Origin of the sequence: Bacillus sp. G16 (assembly GCF_021282335.1) — a bacterium.
In the GTDB taxonomy this organism is placed as follows: Bacteria; Bacillota; Bacilli; order Bacillales; family Bacillaceae; genus Bacillus; species Bacillus inaquosorum.
Genome location: NZ_JAJSOZ010000006.1, coordinates 41,380 through 66,904, shown reverse-complemented (window position 1 = coordinate 66,904; position 25,525 = coordinate 41,380). Strand labels below are relative to the sequence as shown.

Here is a 25,525-nt window from a genome sequence, read left to right as displayed (position 1 = left end):
CTACTAGGCGAACGGCCTTGGCATTGCTGGAGGTAGGGCATTCTCCATCAGGTTTTAAAACTTACCCTATAAAATGAGAATGCTATCAATTTTTTGTAGTCAGCGCTTGCTCTCAACAGACACCTTCACATAATCCTTCTTCATCTAACAATTTAATGCACCTCTTAGCCTCAATACTCTAGCTGCAGATTCAAGTGTAGGTTCTTTAGTAGGTACTAGAGAAGACCTGAAGGAAGCTTTCCAATTTGCTACAGACGGTAAGGTTGTACCTAAAGTGACAAAGCGTCCAATCCAAGATGTTAATGATATATTTGATGAAATGGAACAAGGCAAAGTTACCGGCCGTATGGTTATAGATTTTACTGAGTAATAGATAAAAAAATAAGAGAGTCCTAGATTATTAAGGCTGTCGATTCATTATCGGCAGCCTTTGGTCTTCATTCTTTTTAAAATGAAGAGCTCTTTGAAGGCCTCCTCGTTATTTTATTTTTTGCCTTCAAGATTCTTGATTCAATCAGCTTTATCACAAGACGCCAGCCTGATTTAAGATAAACGATTGACTTCATAAGCGGCACGGATTGCTGATTCGATCGCGCCTTGCATCCACGCGTGAGTGAGTGAGACATGTTCTCCAGCGAAATGAATTCTTCCCTCAGGGACAGAGATATAAGGATAAAGCTCTAATTCTTGTCCTGGTTCGAAAGCTGTAAAGGCCCCCGCAGAATAAGGATTCTGACTCCAGCTAAAAGAGGCGCCTGACACAAATTCAGACCATACAATATCGCCATATATTTCAGATAAATTGAGTAAAGTATACTGAATACGCTCATCTTCTGAAAGACTGTCCCACATCAGTGCCTCATCTGCCCATGTATAACTCGCCAGAACAACAGCATGTCCATTTGCTCCAATACCAGTGCTTGGATAATACGAAAATCGAATCGGAAGATCAGTAATTGATTTGCCGCCGCGTTGCCCGGCTTTTTCCCAAAATCGGCTTTTAAACTCTATGCCGATTTTTGTTGCGCTTATATAGTTTAGTTCGCGGATTGCCCTCCGTTTATAGTAAGAAAAAGAATGGTATGGTTCGACTTTTACAAATCGCAATGTTGAAAAAGGGATAGTTATAATAGCAAGATCAGCTGTGAACGCTACATGTTCTGCTGTTTGTTGATTCTGACAATGGATCGTAACGCTGTTCTCATTTTGAGAAATTTTCATCATTTTTTGATGGTATAGAATATTTGTTTTTAATTGAGGAAGAAACGCATGAGGAAGTCGATCCATGCCGCCTGTTATCTCATAGAAGTGGGATGGCGATGTAAAAAAGATTGATTCCCGTAACGCTTCAACAAGGGACATACCCATATACGCTTCCATATCCAAAAGTACACCAATCATATCGATTGCTCCATATGAAAAGAAAGTGTTTAAGAATGAGCTTAACGATTCATTCTTGTATTGTTTTTCAACAATCTGCCAATTTCTTGCAGGATCTTGATTAATAAAATTTAATATTGGCTGCAATACAGAAAGCATTAGCTCTTCAGCCGATTTCCCTTGTTCGTTCGGTGCAACAGGGTATCTTAATATTTGAGGATTTCGTTCAAAAATATGGAGACGTGTTAGGATTCCATTCGTATAAATGATGTCCATTGGGGTTCTGTTGATAAATACATTTGTTGGTAGACTGAATTTTTTTATATATTCTAAGGTTAGCAAATGGTTATTCGGTATGCGCATCGGACCAACGTTCAAGTACAAACCATCACTAAAGGGAGATCTCAAAGTGCAGACACGGCCGCCAGCTCTGCCGCTCGCTTCAAGAATCGTCACTCTGTGACCGGCATTTTTTAGCAAAGATGCTGATACAAGCCCGGCCAATCCAGCTCCCACAACAATAATATGCTTTGGATGATGCGATGCGCTAAGGCCATTTCTAATAATCTTCATCATGTCTTCATTCATTAGAGAATTCACTTTTGGGAGGCACCTCTTTTTTGAATTTATTGCATTATATTCAATGGAAAGGGCGTCTATCACGATCTGTTCATATCTTTTGGAATTTGTATGCCAAAAGGGACATTTATTCTCGTTACAAGAATAATGGGGTGATGTATTTGACTAACTTTGTTCATAAGACAGTAAACGGTTTGAAAAGTCTCTTAGATGAAAAAGGAGCCATTAAATTGTTTTGTTCTGAAGGATATATCATGGAGTTCCTTGTTACATTTTCACAGGACAAAGCAACCCTGAATGACATTCAAAGCTTTGAGGCTAAACACCAGCTTACCCTTTCAGATGATTATCAGAAGTTTATTACACTACATAATGGTGCGAAAATTTTTCAGATACTCGCTGATGGGGAGAATATAGGTGGAGGACTTTATTTATTTAGCCTTGAAGAGATTGAAGAAGAATTAAAATATGAGGATTTGTTTGAAGGCATCAATGGTATCCCAATTGGTCACTTATTAGAAGGTTGTCATTTGATGATCGACAAAGATAAATTGGATAAAGGGGATCCCAACTATCTTTTTATATTAGAAATAGGGGAGTATACACCATTAAATTTAAATTTTGAGCTATTTCTAGATCGGTATATACAATCCAATGGTGCAACTTTTTGGGAATGGCGCTATTATACCGCAGAAAATTATTATAGAACAAGATAATGCGATGTATAAGACAGTCAGATTTGGCTGTCTTTTCTGTTATTGAAATAGTTGATTGTGGTAAAATTTACATAGAATAGGCTGGAAGGAGAATGATATGAAGGTATTTGAAGCTGAATCTTTACTCTCTGAAGCGGATAAAAGAACCAAAGAGTATAAGGAACTAAGGTCACAAATGGTTACGCTCAGAAAAGCATTTAAAGCTGTAGCTGACCTGGATGACAGTGAGTTCTCAGGCAAGGGTGCTGACAACATCAATGCATCTTATCATGATCATATCGGTGTTACAGACAATGGATTGACTATATCGATATGAAAATTGCTTTCTTGACAGCGTTTCTGCAAAACTTGAAGACGCCAAGATGTCTGATGCTTACATATCTTTGGCCGAGTATGGCGATTATAAACAAGCATTAGCATCAATACTGGAAATAAGCTCACCCCTTTCATTAGGGGATGAGCAAGACTCCCTTGGGTGAGCAAACCTAATATACAGGGGATATTATACTATACACAAATGCCCTAGTCGTTATAATTTCAAAATAATGTTGGTTTGGAATAAAGTTTGATCATTTTCTGCTTCTTGCCTGAAATTTCAAGATTATTGCCAATATAAAACACCTTCATTTATATTTTATATACGGAATTCGTTTTAATTATTATTTCCGCAAAATCTTCTCCATCGCTTTTCCCTTTGCTAACTCATCGATCAGTTTATCCAAATAACGAATTTCCTGCATAGTTGGTTCTTCGATGTCTTCCACTCGGACACCGCAGACCACACCTTTGATCAAAGCTCGTGAAGGATTCAGTTGGGGGGCTTCCGCAAAGAAGGTCTCAAAGTCTGCCTGTTTTTCCAGTTGCGCTTCTAACTCTTCCTGGCTATATCCTGTCAACCAACGGATGATTTCATCGACTTCTGTTTTCGTACGTCCTTTTTTCTCCACCTTCGTAACATATAGGGGATAGACCCTTGCGACACTCATTGTATAGATCTGATGTTTTGTCATGATACATCCTCACTTGTATGGTTTTCTTTAATATATCACGAAACATATAAAGTACAAACAAAGTAGCCGTTTGTAGACGTCAAGATTCCCTCGGCAATCATGTCCAAAAGGGGGGAGGAGTGCAACTTTTTTATATACGGTATAACGGTGTGGGGGAAATAACACAGCTCTAGTAGATCTATTGGTAATTCTGTGAAAAACTTGAGAAAAATGAGGTAGTTGAACCCGAGAATAAAAAAAGCTCACAACTTAAGCATGGTTAACAAAGATAATAGGTTGTTGTGAAACGAAGCGAAACAATACCTAGTATAAAAATTGGATGTTGTTTTGATTATTGATCATCTTTTTCTTGTAAATACTTTTATTGCTCTTTCTCTAGAATAAAGTTCCTATAAGGGATCGGAACTTATTACTCGTAATAAGTATATCCAGGCTATGTATTTTAACCATTATGAGTCTCAAATAACTCGAAGTTCCGTATACAAAAACTAAGTCGGAATATTAATTTATAAATAAGGACTCAACTAACAAAGCAAGTTAGTTCAAAAGAACCCAACTTCAGGATTTCCTTAGGGGATTATGCAGCAACGGAGTCGGCGCGAACCAAGTGTTTTAATGTGATTAATGGTAGCAGGAAATTAAGAAAGAACCTGGTAAAATTACTCAGGTTCTTTTTATATTGCACAAAACCAGACACGCTGATATAATCAGACTACGTCTGTTTCCTTATAAAAGTACATAGATATCCACTATATATTTTAATTATATCATACTGGGAAGCTCTTGTCAATTTTTTTCGAAGGGGAGATGTAGAATGAGTTCATTGGTTCTCGGTTTTCAGGAAATGGAAAAAACACAGCTTATGGTTGTTGGCGGAAAAGGGTTAAATTTAGGAGAATTATCAAAAATTGAAGGGATCCAAGTACCCGAAGGATTTTGTGTTACAACCGTGGGGTTTCAAAAAGCCATCGAACAAAACGAAACGTATCATGCTTTGTTGGATCAGCTAACCATGTTAAAAGTAGAAGATCGAGATCAAATCGCTGAAATCAGCGGGAAGATTCGGGAAATCCTTATAAAAGCGGAAATTCCTTCCGATGTTGTGAAAGCAGTTGCTTACAATATCTCCCGGTTTGGGGAAGAACATGCTTATGCAGTGCGTTCTAGTGCGACTGCTGAAGATTTACCACATGCCTCTTTTGCCGGTCAACAAGATACCTATTTAAATATCATCGGCGTTGATGCCATCTTGCAGCATATCAGCAAATGCTGGGCTTCCCTATTTACGGATCGCGCGGTGATCTACCGTATGCAAAATGGATTTGACCACAGCCAGGTTTATTTATCCGTTATCGTTCAAAGGATGGTTTTCCCACAGACTTCGGGGATTTTATTTACCGCTGATCCAATTACTTACAACCGAAAGGTGTTATCCATCGATGCCAGTTTTGGACTTGGTGAAGCACTGGTCTCTGGCTTGGTATCTGCCGATTGTTATAAAGTAAAGAATGGGCAAATCGTCGATAAGAGGATAGCAGCCAAAAAATTGGCTATCTATGGACGAAAAGAAGGCGGAACAAAAACACAGCAGATCGATCCTGATCAGCAAAAGACCCAAACACTGACTGATGAACAAATTTTACAACTGGCATGCATCGGAAGACAGATCGAAGCTCATTTCGGCCAGCCGCAAGATATCGAATGGTGTTTGGTTGACGATACTTTTTATATTGTCCAGAGTCGGCCAATCACGACTTTATATCCGATCCCTGAAGCGGATCATCAGGAAAATCACGTCTATATCTCTGTCGGTCATCAACAAATGATGACGGATCCCATAAAACCACTGGGATTGTCTTTTTTTCTGTTGACGACTTCTGCACCTATGCGTAAAGCTGGTGGAAGGTTATTTGTTGATGTCACACATAATCTGGCATCACCTGAGAGCAGAGAATTTTTATTAAATGGCATGGGACAACACGATCCGCTCTTAAAAGACGCACTTATGACCATCGTAGAGCGAGACTTTATAAAATCATTACCAAATGATCAAAAAGAACAGAGTCCCGGTAAAAGTAATAAAAGTATGTCGTCTGCGGGATCTCAAGTACTAATCGAAAACGACCCCACCATCGTTTCTGATCTGATTAAGCGCAGTCAAATATCGATAGAAGAGTTAAAACAAGACATCCAAATTAAATCAGGATCCGATTTATTTGATTTTATCTTGGAAGATATTCAGCAATTAAAGAAGATTTTGTTTGACCCGCAAAGTTCGGCTGTGATTATGGCTGCTATGAATGCTTCATCATGGATCAATGAAAAAATGAACGAATGGTTGGGTGAAAAAAACGCAGCAGATACGCTTTCTCAATCTGTCCCCAACAATATTACTTCGGAAATGGGTCTGGCGCTATTAGATGTCGCAGATGTGATTCGTCCTTATCCGGAAGTCATTGATTATTTACAACATGTAAAAGATGATCACTTTTTAGATGAACTGCTTAAGTTGGATGGTGGACAGGAAACCCGAGACGCTATCTATGATTATCTCAGCAAATACGGAATGCGATGTGTCGGGGAAATCGATATTTCTAGAACTCGTTGGAGCGAGAAACCTATTACACTTGTCCCGTTGATTCTGGGTAACATCAAAAACTTTAAGCCTAATGCCAGCCATCGGAAATTTGAGCAAGGGCGACAGGAAGCTTTACAAAAAGAGCTAGAGTTATTAGATCGATTGAAGCAATTACCGGATGGTGATCAAAAAGCCAAAGAAACAAAACGGATGATCGACCTGATCCGAAATTTCAGCGGTTACCGGGAATATCCAAAATACGGCATGGTTCATCGCTACTTCGTTTATAAGCAGGCTTTACTAAAAGAAGCCGAACGACTCGTACTAGCGGGCGTTATTCATGAAAAAGAAGATATATTCGATCTTACGTTTGAAGAACTTCACGAAGCCGTACGCACAAATCAACTGGATTACCAGATCATCAGCAAACGAAAAGACGAGTACAAGTTATACGAAAAACTAACTCCACCACGTGTTATCACGTCTGAAGGTGAAATCATTGTAGGTCAGTACAAACGAGAAAATCTCCCACCCGAAGCCATTGTAGGTCTACCCGTTTCGTCCGGAGTTATAGAGGGACGAGCACGTGTCATCTTAAACATGGAAGATGCTGTTCTAGAAGAGGGAGATATATTAGTGACCTCCTTTACTGATCCTAGCTGGACACCATTGTTTGTATCCATAAAAGGCCTAGTCACCGAAGTTGGTGGATTGATGACTCATGGAGCAGTTATAGCGCGTGAATATGGCTTACCAGCAGTTGTTGGAGTTGAAAATGCGACCCGACTGATAAAAGATGGGCAACGAATTCGTGTTCATGGAACAGAAGGCTACATTGAAATATTATAATGGCTGATGTGTGTAGCGAGCCATCAGATATCCCCCCCATATGCCCTAACTAGGAGTTGCAGGCTGATGGAATTAGCAAAGGAAGATTAATATTATCTTAGAACGAAAAAACCCCACCCCAATAAAGAAAAGGGCGGGGGTTTTATTATGGTGAATCATATTCCATTGCCTGTTCACTGTCAAAATTTCTTGAGTTGTTCAAGTAAGGAGCCATATTGTTGAATAAGGATAGTATTTAAAGAGGTTATTGTTGTCTTAATATCGAAATAAAGATTGGGTTTAAGTATTTTTGATGGGAGTTACTTTAATGCATATAACAACAAAAAGGTTACTGATACGTGAATTTGAATTCAAAGATTGGCAAGCTGTATATGAGTATACATCAGATATTAATGTGATGAAGTATATACCAGAAGGGGTTTTTACTGAAGAAGATGCAAAAGAATTTGTAATTGAAAACAAAGGTGATAACGCTGAGAAATTTCCAGTAGTACTAATAGATGAAGGTTGTCTTATAGGGCATATTGTTTTTTTAAAGTATTTTGGTGAACATACATATGAGATTGGATGGGTGTTTAATCCTAATTATCAAAATAGAGGGTATGCTTCTGAAGCAGCACAAGCTATCTTGGAATATGGATTTAAAGAAATGAACTTACATAGGATTATAGCTACGTGTCAACCTGAGAATATTCCATCATACCGAGTTATGGAGAAAATTGGAATGAGAAGAGAAGGCTTTTTTAAAAAATGTATTCCCAAAGGCAATGAATGGTGGGATGAATATTATTACGCTATTTTAAAAGAAGAGTGGAAATGATCTATTAAAAATTTTTAAGTCTTACTTCTTCAACAAAAGGTTCTTTTATTGAATACAGCAACATTGGCGATACAAACAAAATATCACCATAATAAAGCAATATGGTAGTGGTACTTAATCGGATTCAATGAGCTCTGGCGAATTGTTTTTAGGTGAGTTCACTAATCAAGGTATATGGATGTTCCAGAGGGCATGGAGATTTTCGAGGTAATTAATACTTTAAAGCCATGACCTCTTTTTTAAAAATAATGAAGCATTCGCAGCATTAAAAAACACATCAAAGAAGAGGGTGGAAAATAATCTAATGAAACTGCTCATCAGAGACTTACTTAATTGATATTAAAAATAAGCCAAGGGTGAACTAATCAGGGGTTCACAGCTTGTGCTGGGACAATGCAAAGTATTTTGGAGGCAACTGTGAAAGAGCCAGATGAATTACATCAGAAATTAAATACATATAATTTTTTAATCACGAAGGGTACATATAAAATCTCCGGTCTAGCGCCATGGCTGAGGATTTTTAATACGATCTCCCAGCCGTCGTCGGGAGTAGAGAACGCATCGGAAGAAATCAAAGATGGCCAGCGGATCAGGGTGAATGGTGCGTAAGATTATGTGAAATTCTAGATCTTGATGAATGGATTTTAAGTTCAGCTGCAATGTCAAATAGAACATGCACCCATGACTTTGCAGAATAAAAATCCACTAGGCAACCACCCAATTATACAGAGACAATCACCTAAAAAGGGTATAGATAAGTATAATATTGGAAACTGAAAAAGGAGTTGAACATGTTGTATTATTACCCGTCTTTCCATTTGTATCAGCGACAAGAATATAATCCTTATCCATGGACTTATCCAGGAAGCTCCTCCTATGTATATGAACGACCTTCCTTTTTTAATTCTCCATGTTACAGAGAGTGTATAAGAAGCGGAGCGGATAGTTATTTCTGCTGTTATATCTGCGGTTTCTGTTAAAAAGAAAGAGACTTATAGAAGTATCAAAGTATCTTGTTTTTTGCTTCAGCGGGAATTGATAGTAAAAGAGCGTAATGATAAACGGTTGCATTTTTCTTATGATTGGTTTTATCAATGTCCCGGATGATAGCCATTTAAATTTTGGGAATGTCGGGATATTTGCTGAGTATTTCTTTCATTTCTTCTATAAATAATGCTAATCTTTCACCAAAAATTTCTCGCATAAAATAATATAAAACTATCATTTTATTTCGAATTCGAAAAGAATTGTTAAGTTTTCCTATCCATTGCAAACCCGAAAAACAATGTTATAGGATTTTCTTAGTTTATGTTGTAATTATATTGGAGGTATACCGTCTTAGTTTTTAAAAGTTTGAGCAGTTAGAAGCTTTTAAGAAAGATTCAGTAACTAGAAGATAGAGTTATTAAGTACGAATAATCTGGAATGATGGTATATGTCCATATATTGAGAGATGAAGCGCATCTGCAGCAGAAAGCAGAGCGCTTTTTTTAATGAGGAATCTCAATAAAAACAACAATTTTAATCAGAAAATAAGGTGAGGTCAAATAAAGTGTAAACAATGTGAAAAGCCGATCTCAACGAAAATGGGGTTAAATGATATTAGAGATGATAAGTGTTTTATAGAGTTGCCAAAAGATCAAAAAGAGATTGATAAAGTGTTCGGTATCTGTGACTGAAATGGAAAGCTGTATGCAAAGAGGGTTTGTCAATAAGCTGAAGAACAAAGAAGCCGGGGAACATGAAGTTCTTTAAACGTTATCAAAAATAAAGAAGGAGATTACCTTACATGTAATGAATTATTATAGTAGGAAAGAGAAAAATTTTACAACAAAGGGAGGAATGAGGTAGTAATGAAGGGTTTTATCAAAGGTGCTGTTCTAACTGCTGTTCTAGGTGTTGGTGCTACTTTATTTGCAGGTGATGTATCTGCACACGGGTATATAAAAGAACCTGCTAGTCGCGCGTATATGGGATCATTAGAAAAACAAATAATTGGTTGGACGGCAGCTACTCAAAAATATGGTTCCGTAGTTGATAATCCTCAATCGGTAGAAGGACCAAAAGGGTTTCCGTCCGCGGGTCCACCAGATGGGAAAATTGCATCAGCAAATGGAGGCTCGGGTCAAATTGATTTTGGGTTAGACAGGCAGACTGCAGATCATTGGGTTAAACAAAACATACGTGGGGGTCTAAACACCTTTACTTGGCACTATACTGCTCCTCACGCAACATCAAAGTGGCACTATTATATAACCAAGAAAGATTGGAATCCAAACAAACCTTTAACAAGGGATGAGTTTGAGTTAATTGGAACTGTAGATCACGATGGTTCAAAGGCTGATACTAATCTATCTCATAAGATTTATGTACCAACTGATCGCAGTGGTTATCATGTTATTCTAGGGGTGTGGGATGTTGCGGATACCTCTAATGCCTTTTATAACGTAATTGATGTAAACATAAAACGATGATATTGAACCCTCTACAGTTTTAATAGCTAACAACAGTTATGACTATATGGAAAAAGCGATAAGTGTATCAGATAAGCCATCACCAGCTAGTAAAGTGTTGACTGTAGCAATGAAGGGAAATGTAACGGAACCGGGAGAACACAGAGTGTTTGAGTATGGAAGTTACAGAATCAAATGGGGTCCCTGTGAAGCTTATAAGAGGAGCTATTCTTGCAGATCGGTTAGATGTTGGTGCATCTGCCGATCTTTTTTTAACCTTAATAGAAGTGTACTCCAAAAGTCTATTGGTAAATGCTTCATTAAATATCTCAATCACCTCTTAGAATCTTTTGTATGGTGAAATTTAGTAGGGTAATTTGCGAAGGAGGAGCTTTTATGGAAGAAGGAAAGTTAGTTCACATGACTCTCGATGGTATTAAGAAAGCAGGTTCTAATTATGGTACATTCCCTATGTTCCATCATGGTGGGTATGTCATGGAAGATGCTACTTTTCGTTTCAGAGATCCATCAAGTCCTCAAGAAATTAGCAATTTAGAAAAGAAGTTAGGTGTTACATTCCCTAATGATTATAAAGAGTTTTTGTTACAACATAATGGGATGGAAATGTTTGACGGTATTGAATTACTTAGCACAGAAGGAATTATTGATTATAATGGAGTTCAAGATTTCCCCGAGGGATACGTCCTAATTGGATATCATTATGATGGAAGATATGTCATTGACACAAACAAATCAAGAAACGGATTAGGTTATATGTTATATCTAGATTCAATTGATGATATTGAAGACTCGGTTAACTTAGATTCCAATTTTGAGATATGGTTTGACACGTTAGTGTCTTTTAACGGGACGAAATATTGGGAAGTGGGTCCGAATAACTAAGAGTATTATAAACTGGTTTCAGAATAAGAAGACTCCAAAAAGGAGTCTTCATCTACGATTTGAGATCGTTAAGGACGACTTTTGCAGCCTCAGCAATAAGAGCATTATCATAATGAGCATCTTTCGTAAACCGGTTTGATAGGATTGCCAAAATAATAGGAGCTCTATTAGGCGGCCAAACGATAGCAATGTCGTTTCGTGTTCCGTAACTTCCGGCTCCAGATTTATCGCCGACTTCCCACCCTATAGGAGCGCCTGCCCGAATCAGTTCGTCACCAGTAGCGTTCCCACGCATCCAATCAGTTAAGATCGTGCGCTTATCAGTCGTGAGAGTGTTATCCACTGTGAAAGCTTTAAGGTCGGTTGCTAGTGCTTTTGCGGTGCTTGTGTCACGAATATCCCCAGGAACTGCAGAGTTTAGATCCGTCTCGAATCGATTAGCCTTGGTTACATGATCCCCAATCTGTTTCAGTGACTTTTCGAAACCTTTAGGGCCGCCAAGTTGTTGCAACAATATGTTCCCGGCAGTATTATCGCTGTAACGGATAGCAGCTTCTGAGATTTCCTTCAGGCTCATGCCTGTATCTACGTGTTTTTCTGTGATTGGAGAATATGTAACAAGATCGTCTTTGCTGTAGTGGATGACTTCATTAAGTTTTTCAATTGAGTTTTTCTTCAGGACAGCAGCTGCGGCTAGTACTTTATAGGTTGATGCGTAAGCAAACCGTTCATTCGGCCGATAGGCGATAGTCTTGTTTGTACCTGTGTCAATTGCATAAACGCCAAGCCTGGCATCAAATTTTTTCTCAAGTTGAACAAATTTTTTAATAGTTATACGGCTTGTCATTTTTGTGTCTTCTATGGCTTTTGCTTCAGCATGCGTTGATCCGTCAAAGGGTTTGAAACCAGTAAGGCTTAAACATAAAAGTCCAATACATATTCCAAGTTTTAATGTCGCTTTATTTTTCAAATTAATCAAGGCCTCCTAATTCAATTGATTTTGTATTCACCTTCTATTAATACCATAAAAATAGGAGTAAAATCGATATATTTCCATGAAATGTTCCTCATGACAGTTAGTTTAACAAAACTCTTTTCATTCATTTCGTTTTCTTATTTTTAATATGTTAAGAGAACTAGGGTCACGAGGGAAAAGAGAGGAATAAGAAAATAGAAAAACACAAATTTTAAAGGTAAACATTATGTGAAATGTTATATCATTGATAATAGGTTAGGTGTAGCATGAGATTTTATAATTGTTTCTATTTGCCACCCGTATGGCATTATTTAAAAGGGTGGGCACGAAGTCATTCAATGGGCTTTATCAATTGGGATTGGAGTGTTATGAGTGAAAACAAAAAAAGTTTATCTTTATGTATTTGATACAATGTCAGACTGGGAATATGGATATTTGATTGCTGAACTAAACTCAGGGAGATATTTCAAAAAAGATGTAGCCCCTTTAAAAGTAGTTACAGTAGGAGTTAATAAAGAAATGATTACGACGATGGGAGGGCTCAGCATAAAACCAGATATGTCCCTTGATGAGTGTACGCTTGAGAGTGAAGATCTCTTATTTTTACCCGGAGGGAATACTTGGGGAGAAGATACTCATCAACCGATCTTGAAAAAAGTTGGCGAAGCTTTAGAGCTTGGCACGATTGTTGCTGCCATTTGTGGTGCAACCCAAGGCCTCGCGAATTATGGATACTTAGATTCTAGAAAGCATACAAGCAATGACTTAGAGTATATGAAAATGGTTTGTCCTACTTATAAAGGAGAAAAATTATATGAGAAGGGACCTGCAGTATCTGATGAAAATTTGGTTACTGCATCAGGAATAGCTCCCCTGGAATTTGCGATGGAAGTATTGAAAAAATTAGATGTATTTGCACCGGATACATTGCATTCATGGTATAAGCTAAATAAGACCCATAAACCTGAATATTTCTTCGAGTTAATGAATACAATAAATGAATAGAATCATTGCCAAATGCCCCTGAACTTATGGGGCATTTTTTTATTATAGTTTTTAAATAACCTGGAATGTTGTTATATGTCCTTTTATTAGGAAAACATATAATAGCAGATCGCTTTTTTATGCTGAATTTAATCAGAAGGAAGTAGGGGGATGCAGAAATTTGAAACAATAACTGCATCTGGAACGTATCGAGATAATAAAGTTTAAATATAAGTTGCACAATTTGCTTTTTTGTTTAGTGCTTATATAAAGATGTGAAAGGGGTATCCAAATGCACCTTCATACCCAAAGCGGAAAACAAAACAATCATCCAAAATGGTTGGTAACTATTTTGCTCAGCTGGGGAACGTTCGTTTTTGCTTTGTTTTTTGCTACTTTAATCGGTTCAATGGCCCGCCAAGCAGGAGCTTCCAAGCTTTTGCAGCAAGGTATCCAAGCAGGTTTAGTGACATTAATTACTGTCCCGTTGCTCTACATTCTTCTTAAGCGGTTTTCTAGTAGACCATTCTACTCTATCGGACTGTCTGGGTGGCGGCAAGCCATTCCGAAAGCCATTATGGGAGCAATGTATGTGATTATTCTATCCGGATCCGGATTCACTATTGCCCATTTATTGGGCTGGATCAAAGTTGCACAATTTCACTTCTCTGCCCATTTGGTTACAGTATTGCTCTTAAACATGATTATCGCTTTCTTTTATGAAGCTTTTCCAGAGGAATTAACTTTTCGTGGGACAGTGTACAATGCTCTAAACAGGCGGTTTAACTGTTTCATATCTTTACTCCTTCAGCCGATCCTGTTTGTGCTTGCACCATTAACTGTAAGTGGTTTGCAATATATAGCAGGAATTGAATCACCTGCTATCACATTAGATTACATTGTTTTATTGTTGTCTTTTGGATTCATCCTTCAACTTCTGCGCATTGTAACAGGAAGCTTATGGACGTCTATAGCCTTTCATCTAGCCTTTCTCGAAAATTCTAGGTTCTTCGTCCTGCAGGGGGATGAACGCTTTATTACCTATGAAGAAATTGTGCCGGGTACAGGAGCGTTGTTTGTAATCTTTTTTATGTTGCTTATTGTTGGTACTCTGCTATTAATACCTGCAGTAATAGCTCGCCGAAATACTATTCAAAGGCACAACAAGAATAAGAGAGATGACCAAGATGTTTAATTATTTGAGATTGAATCAGTTCTAATCCTTCCGAATTTAATCAACTAGACTATGATTTATAAAATGATAATGAAGTATGGTGTGTAAAAGATGAAAATTCGTAATGCATGATGCAGGTGAGTTATGAACCGGAATCGATATATTAACAGAATGAAATGTGCCAGACAGTTTTGAGCTTATTGAAGGTGATGAAGTCGAAATAATTGTTAAAAGAAAATAAATGGGATTTCTACAAAAACAAAATAATGGATAAAGTCTGTGAACATCGAGCACTGAATAATCAATCCAGAAATAAGGGAAATTAACTAAAAAAATTGTGAGGGATATCCAGTGAAACGATTTATTTTAGTTATATCCTTATTGTCTGCTGTTGTTGCTTATCCAACTCAAGTAAATGCTAATTCAATGCCTTGTAGTGTAATACTGGAACCGGTGGATCAAAACCTTAAAAATGCAAAAGGTGTGGCATTAATCTATAAGGTGCAATTAAATCCACCGAGTGCTGCCAGAACGAATATAAGCATTCTTGCTGTCCACCTTCCCGAACCATCTTCTTATGGAAATTACGACAGTTATGAAGGATTTGCTTCTAAACCCGGTGAAATTAGTTGGCGGTTTAAACTTTATCCTACTCCTGAGGAAGAGAGCCCTAGTTGGGCGGGAAGATTTGACTTAATTACAGCCGAAATGAAGAATGTTAAAGTTCAAGTACGTCTTTCTCATTCTAGAACTCAAAAGTTGGGGCCAAGTGTACTAACGAGTAATATTGAATCTTGTAATTAGAAGTTACTTGAGGACGCAACCGTGTAAAACAAACTTGGAATGAAGTGAATGATTAAATCGATTATTTTGCCTGAAGAGAATGCAAAAATAACTTTCGAAAAACCGATAAGCGAAGAATCGATAATGAGCATTGTCGCTGCGGTGATGTATTGGTTCTGGGACTCCACATTCCTTTGTTTAACTTAAATCACGTATTTTACAACGTTCACAACAAGTATAAAGGCCGCTGATCCGAACAACAAATACCCTGACCTTGTTTGTTTTTTTGAAAGTGATTCCACTCCCACTAAAACAAAGAGAAGTGCAACTAATACTTGGAGAGAAACCAAGAGGAATTCACTTTGACTATATAGAGAATACACACATAGTATCAAAGCTGCACATGAAATAAAAATTTTTGAAGCTTTAAGCAAAGAACCACTCCTAATGAAGTTTTTATTAAACCTTAACACGTTACATTCTTTTATTGGAGAGGCAAAGGGATCAAGATAAAGAAGTATTTTAAATAAATTTAAAACAAAAAGAGCATTAATTTACATGCTCTTTTTCATTTTCCCTGCATCAGATCCGACCGTCTTATTTGCTCAAGCCGGGTTCCTGATTGAAGCTGTATGAAATAGTTTCAAATTATTTTTTGGATTGATGTATTTGTCGTTTTCGGTTTTATGAAAAACGTTGTATAAAAATCTTTCATTTTCTCTAAAGGCTTTGGCAAATTGTTATTACTAAATATCACTCCCGAGAAATGTATATGCATTCACACTTTCTGACGTGAAAATTTAAATGTATTCATAAAGATGCCGCAGCATATCAGCATTGCGCCGATGATGATGTTTATGGTGATCTGTTCGTGCAATTGCAGCCATCCAAAGAATAGAGCCAATACGGGAACGAACATTAGTGCCATGGATGCTTTTGACGCTTCGATTTGATTGAGCACCCAAAACCATACGACAAATGTAAAGCCGGTAGAAAGCAAACCATTAAACACCAATGACCATACCGCCTGATATGTCCACTTGGCTGAATGGACCGGTTCCAATATAAAGGAGAAAACCAATAACATGACGGCTCCCATCAGAAGATGCCAGGCATTCATATGAATGATATCGATATGCTTGAATTGAAGTTTGCTAAACACATTTGCGATTCCCCAGCTAAGCGCTGCCGCAAGGACGCATAGTTCTCCAAATAAAGCGCTTTGATCGACATGCAACATTTCTTTTCCAAATATAAATAAAAGTCCAAAGAAGCCGCTTATCAGCCCGATCGTTTTATACACATTCATTTTTTCGTTTAATGTAAAATGGCTGATCACCGTAACAAATATAGGCATCGTATACACCAAAACAGAGGTTTTTCCTGAATCAACAAATTGCATTCCATACGTTAAGATCCCCATATAGCCCAGACCCATCAGCAGGCTCATGATAATATAGCTTTTGACATGTGCTTTTCCTATTGAAAGTTTCTTTCTTTGAATGAAGAGAATGAGAAATAAAGGAACCGCCCCGATAAACAGGCGCAAAGCCGAAAACAAAAGCGGAGGGATGTCATGTATTCCTACTTTCATCGCTACCCAAGTATAGCCCCAAATAAGTGTGACAGATATGATTCCCAGCATGACTTTTACCATTATAAAGCCGCCTTTCTTGTTTAAATATTCGTGCTGGTTTCTATCATATGTTACATTTATATATAACTGAAATACATTTTTATTATCGGGGGTATAACCAAATGGTTATGAACATGAACCATCTTCACATATTTGTAAAAGTCGGGGAGAAATTGAATATTACAGAAGCGGCAAAAGAATTGTTCATCTCTCAGCCAGCGGTTAGCAAAGCGATTAAAAATCTGGAAAGCTCGCTGCAGCTGAAATTATTGATCAGAGATAAACATCATGGTTTAATGCTGACTGATGTCGGAAAGGAAATTTTACTGCTGGCGAGGCAAATGAAGGGGATTGAAAGCAAAATATATCAAGTAGCCAACCGGGAAAACAAGCTGCTAAGCGGGAAGGTGAAAATCGGTTCATTTCCTGCTGTTTCAACAATTATCATGCCGCAGGCGATTGCGGCATTCAGATCAAACTACCCGCTGATCCGCATAGAATTGGTCGAAGGGACCTCTGATCAAATCAAAGGATGGGTCGAGGATCGGACGGTTGATATTGGGGTCGCAGCATCTCCATTTGAACCGTTTGACCATCAACTATTGTGCAAAGACTATATGGTGGCTGTCATCCCGCCGCAATATGACGAATTAAAACAGGAAAAGCATGTCGACCTCAAAACATATCAAGATGACCTTATTTTTTGCAAAGGCGGTCATGAAATTGCGATGTCAAACACGTTTCAGCAGCACCGCATTGAATTAAAGGAAAACTTAACTGTGCAAAATGCCGAAACCTTGATCAATATGGTTAAAAACAACTTGGGCATAGGCATTATTTCAAACTTTACACTGTCATCTGTCCCGCATCAATTGATCAAAAAAGACATCTTTCCGCGGATCACCCGCGATATTGGCGTTATCGCGCATTCATTTGATGAAATAACGCCGGCGGCGCAAGAGTTTATCAAGGTCTTGAAAGCAGACGTGATTTAAATCCGTACACAAAAAAACATAAGGCGATCAATCATAAGAAAAAAGCAACAATTCGAACGTTGCTTTTTCCCAGTATCTTATTGAAACTTTGTGCGCTAGGAGAGCTTCAACCTGAAAAAGTCTTGACCCTGCCATTCGCAGGACCAAGACTTTTTTAAAAAGGGTTTTAACAGTTATAAAAATTGGCAGTTTCTGCCTTTGTGGAATTCTGTTCCTTTACTTGTTTTAACGTTGCAACTATAAGAAAGCTAACAATCACTAATAAAAGCCATGAACTCACCTTTCCTAGATGAACGAGACTCCATGCATCAGTTTGGTTTGGATATGTCCAAGCCCCGAAAAAGGTTGCGATATTTTCGGCTATCCATATAAAAAATCCGATGAGCACAAAAGAAAGTGCAAGCGGCATACGGTAGCGAGTTCCATTCACCTCGTATATGACCCATGATTGCCAAAAGACAAAGATGACAAGTCCAGATAACCACCAGCGAATGTCAATCGAATAATGGTGGGTGAAAAAATTCAAATAAATCGCAGCCGCAAGCGGTACAACTACAAAAAACGGCGGCCACTTGACCAGTTCAACATTAAGCCTTCTCCACGCCTGGCATAGATAACTGGCTACACTTGCGTACATGAAGCCGCTATATAAAGGCACCCCAAACATTTTGGAATATCCTTCTTCTGGATAAGACCAGGAGCCCATATGCACTTTGAAAAGTTCAAGAGCAAGTCCAATTAGGTGGAACAAGGTGATCACTTTTAATTCATCCCGTGTTTCAAGCCCGGAACGCACCATCCACCACTGCATGAGAACGCAGATGATGAGCAGCCAGTCATACCGCGGCAAGAAGGGAAGAGGGATGATTTGTGTAATAGCCAAAGAGGCAAAAATAACGACAGGAAACAAACATGAAAGGGCCTGTTCCCAACCAAAACGAACGAGTTGTTTTAGAGCTCTCATGATGTGTGCCCCCCAAGTTTTTTTCTGGATATATGTAAGGCACGCTTAGATGGACATAGAGTTACGTCCATAGGATCACCGCCAAATCACTTTATTTTTCTTTTGATGATAAATATTTCTTCTTTATGAATCCTGTGTGTCTTCTTCATTTCGGTATTCCAGAATATCTCCGGGCTGACATTCTAAAGCCTTACAAATCGCTTCTAAGGTTGATAATCGAATGGCCTTTGCTTTTCCGTTTTTCAATATAGAAAGATTAGCCATCGTTATGCCAACCCTCTCCGAAAGCTCTGTTACGCTCATTTTCCTTTTAGCAAGCATCACATCAATATTGATAATAATTGCCATGTTCATCACCTCAGACCGTTAAGTCATTTTCTGATTTTATATCAATCGCTTCTTTTAACAGTTTTTGAAGAACAGCAGCAAAGACTGCTATCACCATTGAAGCAAAAATAATGACCAATCCGATGACAATGATACCCGGGGCGTCGTCTACCTCGGCCATGAGATAAAAGAATGGCATGCCTGCCGCAAACAAGATACTGATAGTGACCGCACAGTATTTAATATTCTTTAAAGCTCTTACAGAAATTTTAGAGAAAGCTTTGTTCTTGTCGATATAGCTTAAAAGCTTAAACGCTTGATAAAGAGCAAAGTAAAAAGGTATCGCCGCTCCATACAAAAAGATGAAAACGAGATATTGTATATAAGCCATATTTGGAAATAATTCTGCTGTATAATTGGCTATCTTAGGCACCACAAAAATGCACAAAGCAAGAATCGGAATTCCAATTAGAATAACAGCAATCTTTAAAAAGAGTGTTGACACTCGATTCATAAAAAGCACCTCACTAATTTATTGTCAAATTGAATTTAACACACAATTTATCGTTTTACAATAAAAAAATATTGAAAAGGATTATTTTATTGTTGTTATAAAATGATCTTTTTATTTAGACAGGAACAAAAAGGCATCCTCATGCGAGGGAGATGCTCTATCATTTTAAACTTGTTCAACGATTTAAACCGTGTGTTTCAGTGAGCTCGGGTTGATGTGAACAATTAAAGATATAGCTCTCTATGAGGGCTTTTTTATTGCTTAAATCAACATCTAAATATTCAAACAAACGATGGGAAGAAATACATCAAAGGATATGCTGCTGTTCATACTAATGGTCGGGAGGTAAACCGACTTATGATACAAATTTGGATCACTGGTCTATTATTATTGGCTCAGCCGAGCGAACAGCCTGACAGCTTAACGGTCACACAAGAGGGACGGACGATTGCCACTGTTAACCGTGAAAACTTTACGATGCCTCTTCCCGGTACGCCGCTGATTGACCATGAAAAGTACCGTAAGTTCATCTTGCAGCTCGATCAGCAAATTTACCGTGAGCCGATAAATGCTGCAGTTAACGATCAGGGGAACATCATCCCGGGCAGGGTTGGTTACAAACTGTATCAACAGCCATTTATGGAAAAGTTTTATGCTTATTTCTACGGCCAAGGCCCCTCCAAGGTAGAAGTGCCTGAATTGAATATTTATCCGAAAGTTGACAGCGAATTGCTTGCTCACATCAGTACGCAGAAGCTCGGTCAGTACGTAACTTATTTTAATTCGAGCAATGAAAGCCGTTCCCACAATATTTCACTTTCTGCTAAAGCAATTGACAACCATGTTGTTTTCCCTAATGAGACGTTTTCATTTAATCAAGTTGTTGGAATGAGAACGCGGGACAAAGGCTATAAGAGTGCGCCCATTATCGTTAAAGGTGAGTTATCTGAAGGCGTGGGCGGAGGAATTTGTCAGGTATCATCAACACTATTTAATGCTGTTGATCGTGCGGGGCTGCGAATTGTTCAGCGCTATTCTCATACAAGAAGCGTGCCATATGTTCCTCCCGGACGTGATGCTACAGTAAGCTGGGGAGGTCCAGACTTTCTCTTTCAAAACCAATATAATCAACCAATACTCATTCGGGCAAAACGGCGTGGGGGGAGTATGGTTGTTACGCTCTACTCTTCTGATGTGATCAATAACAAACTGCGAAAAGTTCCTAAAGCACCATCTCAGATACCGAAAGAAATAAATGACGAGCGGTAAGGCACATACCCTTAGATGGTTAAGAGCTTGTAAACTGCTCAACATCATGTCTAAGACACACTTTTATTGAAAAGCGAATGAAAAAGAAAGAAGGGATAAAAAAAGTGAAAAGGGTATTATTTTCCTTATGTGTTTTAATATTTGGATTTACCTTTGTTCAATCAAAAGCGCAAGCCCTGACTTTTACGGTGTTGCCCATTACACAAAAAACAGACCAGTGGTTAGTAAAAGTAAGTGAAGCAAAGAATGTAAAGGAATTTGCGAGCCCTCAAAACGGGGAATATAAAGTATATTCCTTGGAAGTCAAAAACATAGGGGAAAAAGCAGCTACAGTGGATGTGCAACTGTATAGAAATGACCCTGATTCAATCACAAGGTTTTCACTTTTTGGTTGTCCTGATGAAAATTGTATAAAACAAAAAGAAGATTCTAAAACGTTAGCTGACAGTTTAAACGATGGTTCGCCGTTGAGGTTCAAGCATTTTATGCTGGCAGATAAGGCTTCTGAATTAGAAGTTGATATTATTTGGACACAAAAGGGGAAAGAAGGACGCCACTTAAAACAAACCTTTAAATTTACTGAAGATGGCGTTAATTAGGCTTTAAAGCGGCATATTTCCAGAAAGGAAAGGGGAGAGTAAAACAAAAATGATGGGAGGGCTTTGATGATTAGATCCATTACTTTGCCAGAGGAAAAAACGAAAATAACAGTTGGAAAACCAATCAAAGACGAGTCAAACGTCAAAGTTACTGCGATTTATGACTATAGAGAAGAACCAGAGGAAGCTTTTTGGATACACTTATCCGATGGAAGTGAAATGTTTGTCGATGATCACAAAGTCTTTATTGAATACGAATAAAGAAAGGTATCGAAATGACCAAGCCGATGGATCATTTCCTGCAGCTTAAAATTACAAAGAAAAAGACAGTTACACCTTTGAAAAACATGCAACGCAGTTAAACATGAAAGCCGTCAATTTCAAAATTTTCTAAGTCAAGATTTAGGTTTTTCAATTGTTTCAACAGAACTTGAAATTTTAAGCAATCACCGTTTTTATATTCTTCAGGAATATCTTCAGGATGAGCAATTTTCATACCAGACTCAATCCATTGTTTACGATACAATTGAAATGCAGCCTCGATTAAATGATCCGGAGTTACAATAAAGCCTAAAATTAAACATGAATATAATTTTTCTTTCAAATTAATCCCTCTTTTAACTGTTAATAAGTCGTGATAACATTTTATCATTTTGTAGTTCTCTGATAAGAATTAAAGGGTCTAATTATATAATAGGTACTTATTCGCCTTAAGATATAGCGAGTTTGGAGTAATGAAAAAACAAAAAGCCCACTCTCATGAGGTGGGCTATATTCATTGATCTTATCCTTAACCTCCGACTGGCCTTTCAGCAACTTGGATGCTAGATGGTGAATCTGTACTCAATTGCGTTAAAGCTACTGCACTTAATATCACAGTTAAAATAGACACGCAAAGCACTAGTTTTTTCATAAGATTCCCTCCACCTGATTCATTTTCTGTTCAGCCCAAATCTTTTCATTGAAAAAGCTTGCAGCCTCTTCAAAAGCACCTATTGTTTCAAATCTTTTTGCGGCTAAGTAAGCTAATTCATCAACACTTTCAAGGTCATTTTGTTGTTTCAAAAATTCAATATGATCTATGCAATTTTTAAAGTTGTTTTTTAATTCACCGCAATAAAGGTTGTATAAGATGCTGATTTTGGCTTCGTATATGTTATTCTCCATTGATATGAGTCTTTCCTGTGCTTTATTGTAAAAATGAATGGCTTTCGCTTTTTCGTCAATTTTAAATTGTTCTTTAATCATCATGAATATTGAATGGGTATAATAAATTGAATCTGCCCAAGATTCCTCTGCTAAAGCCTTTTCAAGAGACTCAATACACTCATTGGATTTGTTCCAGTCAGAATAAACGATACTGAGATTGTGATATAACTGTGCTTCCAAAAATTCATCTTTTACTTCCTTAGCAATGTTTATTGCCTCCAGATAATATTCTTCTGACTCTTCAAATCGTCTAATATCAGCATAGTTTGCTGCTGCAATCATTAATGATACAGCCAGTTTGCACTTGTAATCAGGGTATCGCTTATATATAGCGATGGCATTTTTTATGTAGTGTTGCGATACAACACTTTGTTTAACGAGAGTGTAAAGGTAGGAGACTTTGGAGTAAAATTCAGCTGCTTCGATCTCATCTGGAATTTCTGCAAGTTTTTTCTCTGCTAATCCGTATAAATTAATAGCTCGATCGTAATTTTTGTTATACGCTTCGTACATGGCTTCAAATAAATAAAAATTGTATTCCAATTTGTCGTTGGTTTTCTTAATAAAGGCTTGATTGTCTTCAGTAAAGTAAGTGTGCTTTTGTAATGGTTCTCCTCGTGATGAGTGTAACAACATCTTATGTCTTTCTTCTAATAAACTGTAATATGCAAGAACCTCCTGATCTTCTTCCATATCATCAAATTGTTTTTTTATTTCTGAGTAATACTTGATTGATTCATTAACCTTCTGTTTCTTTATAGCAATGTACCAATCATTAAGCGCAGTAGCAACAACTTCTGAAGCAATCTTGCTCATCTAAACCCCTCTTTCTCAAAATTCGAAAATATCTCATCAAGATATTACCACAATCATAGGGAATTTTGTTAAAGAATGTAATTGTTTTGAAGGTAATTGACTCTATGAAACAAAAAATGCATGTAAGAGCATGTCATAAGTTTTAATCTTGCCCCTGTAACGCTTTAATTTAAGTTCTTATCAGTAACATTTTGACCCCATTTTCCTACTAAGTATGAGGGAAGTGAGGAAAATCATGAGAAAAAAGAACAACATTAAAAAATGGCTATTGATGATTGCTGCATTCTTAATAATCTGCATCGTAGCAATCATTGTAATGATCTCAGGAAACAAAGTGAAATATGAGGGCAGCGGAAGAAGCGGACTGTGGGTTTCTAACCTTGAAAAATCAGACAAGACGTCAATTGGACCTAATTACTTTCTAAATTTGTATTGGCAGGGGAGTAAGAAAGACGAAAAGAGGACTGTTGTTGAAAAAATCACCTTGTTCATAGATGGGAAAAAGTATGATGACAGAGAAGATTTTGCTTTATCAGAGTATACAGGCGAAGAAATGCCAGGTGGAGGACACATGGAAGACCATATCGCTACCTTTGATTTTATGCCTGAAGATGAAGTGATAGGACATGATGTATTAGTTAAAGTGGAGTGGAAGACAGACGAGAAAAAACAAACAGAAGAAATCAAATTACATAAGAAGCTATGGTATAAAAGATAACGGTGATGATGGCCACTTTTTTATTTGCGGATCTCTAGGCACAGCAATATGATTCCCCTGCATAGGCTGAAATAAAAAACTTGTTGAGGTGTTTACTGTTTTGGAAAAGCAACCAATTTACAATCATAGGTGCTGCAGGCTTCATAAGTTTAATGTGGTTCAGTTATTTTTCTGACAAAGTTGATCAATAAAGCGATTTTCTGCAAGGATTAAGTTTAAATAAGCAATGTAAACTCCTTACGGGGTTTACATTGCTTATTTATTTACGGTTTACATAATAATATTATTTTTTAGTAATGAAATTATCAATCGTATTAAAAAACTAATTGATCTGTGTACTAAATATTCATTAAAACCAGAATAGATCGGCACTAAGGACTAAAGCTTATTTACAAAATCTTATGATATAGAAATTCAATCATTACATACGATTCTGTGCAACAAGAAGCTCAGATGAATTATTTTTAGGTGAGTTCACTAATGATGAAACCTGATATGCTTCCATGTCATCAGCATCATAAGGCACAAGTAAGCTTTGCAGATAATCAGGATTTGTATGTTGAGGATTCAGCCACTCTTTTTCATGATTATGAGTCAATATAACCGGCATTCGGTCGTGTATATCTTTCATGAGTTCATTAGGCTTAGTTGTTATGATTGTGCAGGTGTAAAGAGGGGTCCCTTGGTTTGTTTTCCACTTTTCATATAAGCCGGCAAACGAAAAAAGAGCAGATGATTTCAGCTTGATCCGCATCGGAATTTTGGTTTTGGGATCAAGCCGTTTCCATTCATAAAAACTGTCGGCTGGAATGATGCAGCGTTTGCTGACAAGCGGTTTTCGAAAGGCCGGTTTCTCGGGTAATGTTTCAGCTCGTGCGTTGATCATTTTATAGCCGATCTTTTCATCTTTTGCCCAGGGAGGAATAAGACCCCATCTAATCATGCCTAGGCGATTATTTGATCCATCATTGATGATTGCCAGGATGCTTTGTGATGGAGCGACATTATAGCTTGGATGGTATTCGTCTTTAGGTAAAAATTGATTGATGTCAAAGTGGTCAATAATATCTTCAAATGCAGAGAATAAAGTAAACCTGCCGCACATGTCCATCATCCTTTTTGGGGTTTTTGAATATTGTACAGGCTGGATAGATGAAAATCAAAAAGGCGAAATGCACTGCAAGCTAACGGTTGAAGGTAGAAGCAATAAGGGCGGAAAAAATGTTCAATGAAAAAAGGACAGGCCAGTACCGATTTTGTTTATTGATTTTAA

Annotated in this window: 23 protein-coding genes and 5 pseudogenes; 16 read left to right on the top strand and 12 right to left on the bottom strand. The window is 37.6% G+C overall.

What is annotated here, in order from left to right:
• Window positions 1-196: 196 nt before the first annotated feature.
• A pseudogene (gene adhP / locus LWH95_RS09045) lies at window positions 197-370 on the top strand (alcohol dehydrogenase AdhP); the annotation flags it as partial.
• 173 nt (window positions 371-543) lie between these two features.
• On the opposite strand, the gene LWH95_RS09040 reads toward adhP, so the two are convergent.
• A complete protein-coding gene (locus tag LWH95_RS09040; RefSeq protein WP_232919385.1) occupies window positions 544-1,980 on the bottom strand; it encodes a flavin monoamine oxidase family protein in 1,437 nt (478 codons plus the stop codon).
• Window positions 1,981-2,120: 140 nt separating this feature from the next.
• Here LWH95_RS09040 and LWH95_RS09035 point away from each other — a divergent pair, with 140 nt between their 5' ends.
• Entirely contained in the window at window positions 2,121-2,675 is a 555-nt protein-coding gene (locus LWH95_RS09035; RefSeq protein ID WP_232919475.1) for an SMI1/KNR4 family protein, read from the top strand.
• Between the two features lie 97 nt (window positions 2,676-2,772).
• Window positions 2,773-3,055, top strand: a pseudogene (locus LWH95_RS09030) (T7SS effector LXG polymorphic toxin); the annotation flags it as partial.
• A gap of 279 nt (window positions 3,056-3,334) precedes the next feature.
• On the opposite strand, the gene LWH95_RS09025 reads toward LWH95_RS09030, so the two are convergent.
• A complete protein-coding gene (locus tag LWH95_RS09025) occupies window positions 3,335-3,685 on the bottom strand; it encodes a DUF2200 domain-containing protein (protein WP_084995836.1) in 351 nt (116 codons plus the stop codon).
• Window positions 3,686-4,499: 814 nt separating this feature from the next.
• Here LWH95_RS09025 and ppsA point away from each other — a divergent pair.
• The 5 genes and pseudogenes from ppsA (at window position 4,500) to LWH95_RS08995 (ending at window position 11,288) form a co-directional block, all read left to right on the top strand.
• Complete coding sequence (gene ppsA / locus LWH95_RS09015) at window positions 4,500-7,112, top strand: phosphoenolpyruvate synthase (protein ID WP_232919384.1); 2,613 nt, start codon at window positions 4,500-4,502, stop codon at window positions 7,110-7,112.
• A gap of 307 nt (window positions 7,113-7,419) precedes the next feature.
• Window positions 7,420-7,932, top strand: coding sequence for a GNAT family N-acetyltransferase (locus LWH95_RS09010; RefSeq protein WP_003241824.1), 513 nt, complete (start codon window positions 7,420-7,422; stop codon window positions 7,930-7,932).
• Window positions 7,933-8,456: 524 nt separating this feature from the next.
• Window positions 8,457-8,541: pseudogene (locus LWH95_RS21795) on the top strand (PEP-utilizing enzyme); the annotation flags it as partial.
• Between the two features lie 1,244 nt (window positions 8,542-9,785).
• Entirely contained in the window at window positions 9,786-10,406 is a 621-nt protein-coding gene (locus LWH95_RS09000) for a lytic polysaccharide monooxygenase auxiliary activity family 9 protein (RefSeq protein ID WP_232919382.1), read from the top strand.
• Window positions 10,407-10,880: 474 nt separating this feature from the next.
• Window positions 10,881-11,288 carry an SMI1/KNR4 family protein gene (locus tag LWH95_RS08995; RefSeq protein WP_232919473.1) on the top strand — a complete coding sequence of 136 codons (408 nt, stop codon included), beginning with the start codon at window positions 10,881-10,883 and terminating at the stop codon, window positions 11,286-11,288.
• Window positions 11,289-11,340: 52 nt separating this feature from the next.
• Here the strand turns inward: LWH95_RS08995 and bla are convergent, their stop codons facing one another.
• On the bottom strand, window positions 11,341-12,264 hold the full coding sequence (gene bla / locus LWH95_RS08990; RefSeq protein WP_232919472.1) for a class A beta-lactamase: 924 nt from the start codon (window positions 12,262-12,264) through the stop codon (window positions 11,341-11,343).
• Window positions 12,265-12,636: 372 nt separating this feature from the next.
• On the opposite strand from bla, the gene LWH95_RS08985 reads away from it, so the two are divergent.
• From LWH95_RS08985 to LWH95_RS08975, 3 genes are all read left to right on the top strand, one after another.
• Complete coding sequence (locus tag LWH95_RS08985) at window positions 12,637-13,269, top strand: type 1 glutamine amidotransferase family protein (protein ID WP_232919381.1); 633 nt, start codon at window positions 12,637-12,639, stop codon at window positions 13,267-13,269.
• A 271-nt stretch (window positions 13,270-13,540) separates the two neighbouring features.
• On the top strand, window positions 13,541-14,443 hold the full coding sequence (locus LWH95_RS08980; RefSeq protein ID WP_232919380.1) for a CPBP family intramembrane glutamic endopeptidase: 903 nt from the start codon (window positions 13,541-13,543) through the stop codon (window positions 14,441-14,443).
• Window positions 14,444-14,773: 330 nt separating this feature from the next.
• A complete protein-coding gene (locus tag LWH95_RS08975; RefSeq protein ID WP_019258613.1) occupies window positions 14,774-15,226 on the top strand; it encodes a hypothetical protein in 453 nt (150 codons plus the stop codon).
• Window positions 15,227-15,408: 182 nt separating this feature from the next.
• Here LWH95_RS08975 and LWH95_RS08970 read toward each other — a convergent pair whose 3' ends face one another.
• On the bottom strand, window positions 15,409-15,639 hold the full coding sequence (locus tag LWH95_RS08970) for a hypothetical protein (RefSeq protein WP_148981872.1): 231 nt from the start codon (window positions 15,637-15,639) through the stop codon (window positions 15,409-15,411).
• A 344-nt stretch (window positions 15,640-15,983) separates the two neighbouring features.
• Window positions 15,984-16,862, bottom strand: a complete 879-nt coding sequence (locus LWH95_RS08965; protein WP_003241842.1) for a DMT family transporter — start codon at window positions 16,860-16,862, stop codon at window positions 15,984-15,986.
• A 101-nt stretch (window positions 16,863-16,963) separates the two neighbouring features.
• On the opposite strand from LWH95_RS08965, the gene LWH95_RS08960 reads away from it, so the two are divergent.
• On the top strand, window positions 16,964-17,836 hold the full coding sequence (locus LWH95_RS08960) for a LysR family transcriptional regulator (protein WP_003241844.1): 873 nt from the start codon (window positions 16,964-16,966) through the stop codon (window positions 17,834-17,836).
• Between the two features lie 166 nt (window positions 17,837-18,002).
• On the opposite strand, the gene LWH95_RS08955 is transcribed toward LWH95_RS08960, so the two are convergent.
• From LWH95_RS08955 to LWH95_RS08945, 3 genes and pseudogenes are all read right to left on the bottom strand, one after another.
• On the bottom strand, window positions 18,003-18,800 hold the full coding sequence (locus LWH95_RS08955) for a DUF817 domain-containing protein (protein ID WP_232919379.1): 798 nt from the start codon (window positions 18,798-18,800) through the stop codon (window positions 18,003-18,005).
• 91 nt (window positions 18,801-18,891) lie between these two features.
• Window positions 18,892-19,148: pseudogene (locus LWH95_RS08950) on the bottom strand (helix-turn-helix domain-containing protein).
• Window positions 19,149-19,158: 10 nt separating this feature from the next.
• Window positions 19,159-19,641: a DUF2975 domain-containing protein gene (locus LWH95_RS08945; protein ID WP_225516891.1), complete on the bottom strand. Its 483-nt coding sequence runs from the start codon at window positions 19,639-19,641 to the stop codon at window positions 19,159-19,161.
• 357 nt (window positions 19,642-19,998) lie between these two features.
• Between LWH95_RS08945 and LWH95_RS08940 the strand changes: the two genes are divergently transcribed.
• The 3 genes from LWH95_RS08940 (at window position 19,999) to LWH95_RS08930 (ending at window position 21,770) form a co-directional block, all read left to right on the top strand.
• A complete protein-coding gene (locus LWH95_RS08940; protein ID WP_232919378.1) occupies window positions 19,999-20,910 on the top strand; it encodes a VanW family protein in 912 nt (303 codons plus the stop codon).
• A gap of 104 nt (window positions 20,911-21,014) precedes the next feature.
• Window positions 21,015-21,509 (top strand): hypothetical protein, encoded by a 495-nt coding sequence (locus LWH95_RS08935; RefSeq protein ID WP_232919470.1) that lies wholly within the window; start codon window positions 21,015-21,017, stop codon window positions 21,507-21,509.
• 66 nt (window positions 21,510-21,575) lie between these two features.
• The gene (locus LWH95_RS08930) at window positions 21,576-21,770 is read left to right on the top strand and encodes a hypothetical protein (RefSeq protein ID WP_003241855.1); all 195 of its coding nucleotides are present in this window, start codon (window positions 21,576-21,578) and stop codon (window positions 21,768-21,770) included.
• Window positions 21,771-21,867: 97 nt separating this feature from the next.
• Here the strand turns inward: LWH95_RS08930 and LWH95_RS08925 are convergent.
• From LWH95_RS08925 to LWH95_RS08915, 3 genes and pseudogenes are all read right to left on the bottom strand, one after another.
• Window positions 21,868-22,083 (bottom strand): annotated as a pseudogene (locus LWH95_RS08925) (hypothetical protein); the annotation flags it as partial.
• A 216-nt stretch (window positions 22,084-22,299) separates the two neighbouring features.
• Window positions 22,300-22,422 carry a PhrK family phosphatase-inhibitory pheromone gene (locus LWH95_RS08920; protein ID WP_232919376.1) on the bottom strand — a complete coding sequence of 41 codons (123 nt, stop codon included), beginning with the start codon at window positions 22,420-22,422 and terminating at the stop codon, window positions 22,300-22,302.
• Window positions 22,419-23,534, bottom strand: a complete 1,116-nt coding sequence (locus tag LWH95_RS08915) for a Rap family tetratricopeptide repeat protein (RefSeq protein WP_232919375.1) — start codon at window positions 23,532-23,534, stop codon at window positions 22,419-22,421. The genes LWH95_RS08920 and LWH95_RS08915 overlap by 4 nt, the downstream gene beginning before the upstream one ends.
• A gap of 235 nt (window positions 23,535-23,769) precedes the next feature.
• Here LWH95_RS08915 and LWH95_RS08910 point away from each other — a divergent pair, with 235 nt between their 5' ends.
• Window positions 23,770-24,252, top strand: coding sequence for a DUF4944 domain-containing protein (locus LWH95_RS08910; protein WP_232919374.1), 483 nt, complete (start codon window positions 23,770-23,772; stop codon window positions 24,250-24,252).
• 421 nt (window positions 24,253-24,673) lie between these two features.
• Here LWH95_RS08910 and LWH95_RS08905 read toward each other — a convergent pair whose 3' ends face one another.
• Window positions 24,674-25,357: an SOS response-associated peptidase gene (locus LWH95_RS08905; RefSeq protein ID WP_232919373.1), complete on the bottom strand. Its 684-nt coding sequence runs from the start codon at window positions 25,355-25,357 to the stop codon at window positions 24,674-24,676.
• Window positions 25,358-25,525: the final 168 nt, after the last annotated feature.

Excerpts from the sequence above, each read along its gene's own strand:
- LWH95_RS09010 (WP_003241824.1), top strand. The coding sequence starts at position 7,420 with ATGCATATAACAACAAAAAGGTTACTGATACGTGAATTTGAATTCAAA.
- LWH95_RS08995 (WP_232919473.1), top strand. The coding sequence starts at position 10,881 with ATGGAAGATGCTACTTTTCGTTTCAGAGATCCATCAAGTCCTCAAGAA.
- LWH95_RS08930 (WP_003241855.1), top strand. The coding sequence starts at position 21,576 with ATGATTAGATCCATTACTTTGCCAGAGGAAAAAACGAAAATAACAGTT.
- LWH95_RS08915 (WP_232919375.1), bottom strand. The coding sequence starts at position 23,534 with ATGAGCAAGATTGCTTCAGAAGTTGTTGCTACTGCGCTTAATGATTGG.
- LWH95_RS08905 (WP_232919373.1), bottom strand. The coding sequence starts at position 25,357 with ATGTGCGGCAGGTTTACTTTATTCTCTGCATTTGAAGATATTATTGAC.
- LWH95_RS08960 (WP_003241844.1), top strand. The coding sequence starts at position 16,964 with ATGGTTATGAACATGAACCATCTTCACATATTTGTAAAAGTCGGGGAG.
- LWH95_RS08955 (WP_232919379.1), bottom strand. The coding sequence starts at position 18,800 with ATGAGAGCTCTAAAACAACTCGTTCGTTTTGGTTGGGAACAGGCCCTT.
- LWH95_RS08920 (WP_232919376.1), bottom strand. The coding sequence starts at position 22,422 with ATGAAAAAACTAGTGCTTTGCGTGTCTATTTTAACTGTGATATTAAGT.
- LWH95_RS09000 (WP_232919382.1), top strand. The coding sequence starts at position 9,786 with ATGAAGGGTTTTATCAAAGGTGCTGTTCTAACTGCTGTTCTAGGTGTT.
- LWH95_RS08945 (WP_225516891.1), bottom strand. The coding sequence starts at position 19,641 with ATGAATCGAGTGTCAACACTCTTTTTAAAGATTGCTGTTATTCTAATT.
- LWH95_RS08910 (WP_232919374.1), top strand. The coding sequence starts at position 23,770 with ATGAGAAAAAAGAACAACATTAAAAAATGGCTATTGATGATTGCTGCA.
- LWH95_RS08980 (WP_232919380.1), top strand. The coding sequence starts at position 13,541 with ATGCACCTTCATACCCAAAGCGGAAAACAAAACAATCATCCAAAATGG.
- LWH95_RS08940 (WP_232919378.1), top strand. The coding sequence starts at position 19,999 with ATGATACAAATTTGGATCACTGGTCTATTATTATTGGCTCAGCCGAGC.
- LWH95_RS09025 (WP_084995836.1), bottom strand. The coding sequence starts at position 3,685 with ATGACAAAACATCAGATCTATACAATGAGTGTCGCAAGGGTCTATCCC.
- ppsA (WP_232919384.1), top strand. The coding sequence starts at position 4,500 with ATGAGTTCATTGGTTCTCGGTTTTCAGGAAATGGAAAAAACACAGCTT.
- LWH95_RS08965 (WP_003241842.1), bottom strand. The coding sequence starts at position 16,862 with ATGGTAAAAGTCATGCTGGGAATCATATCTGTCACACTTATTTGGGGC.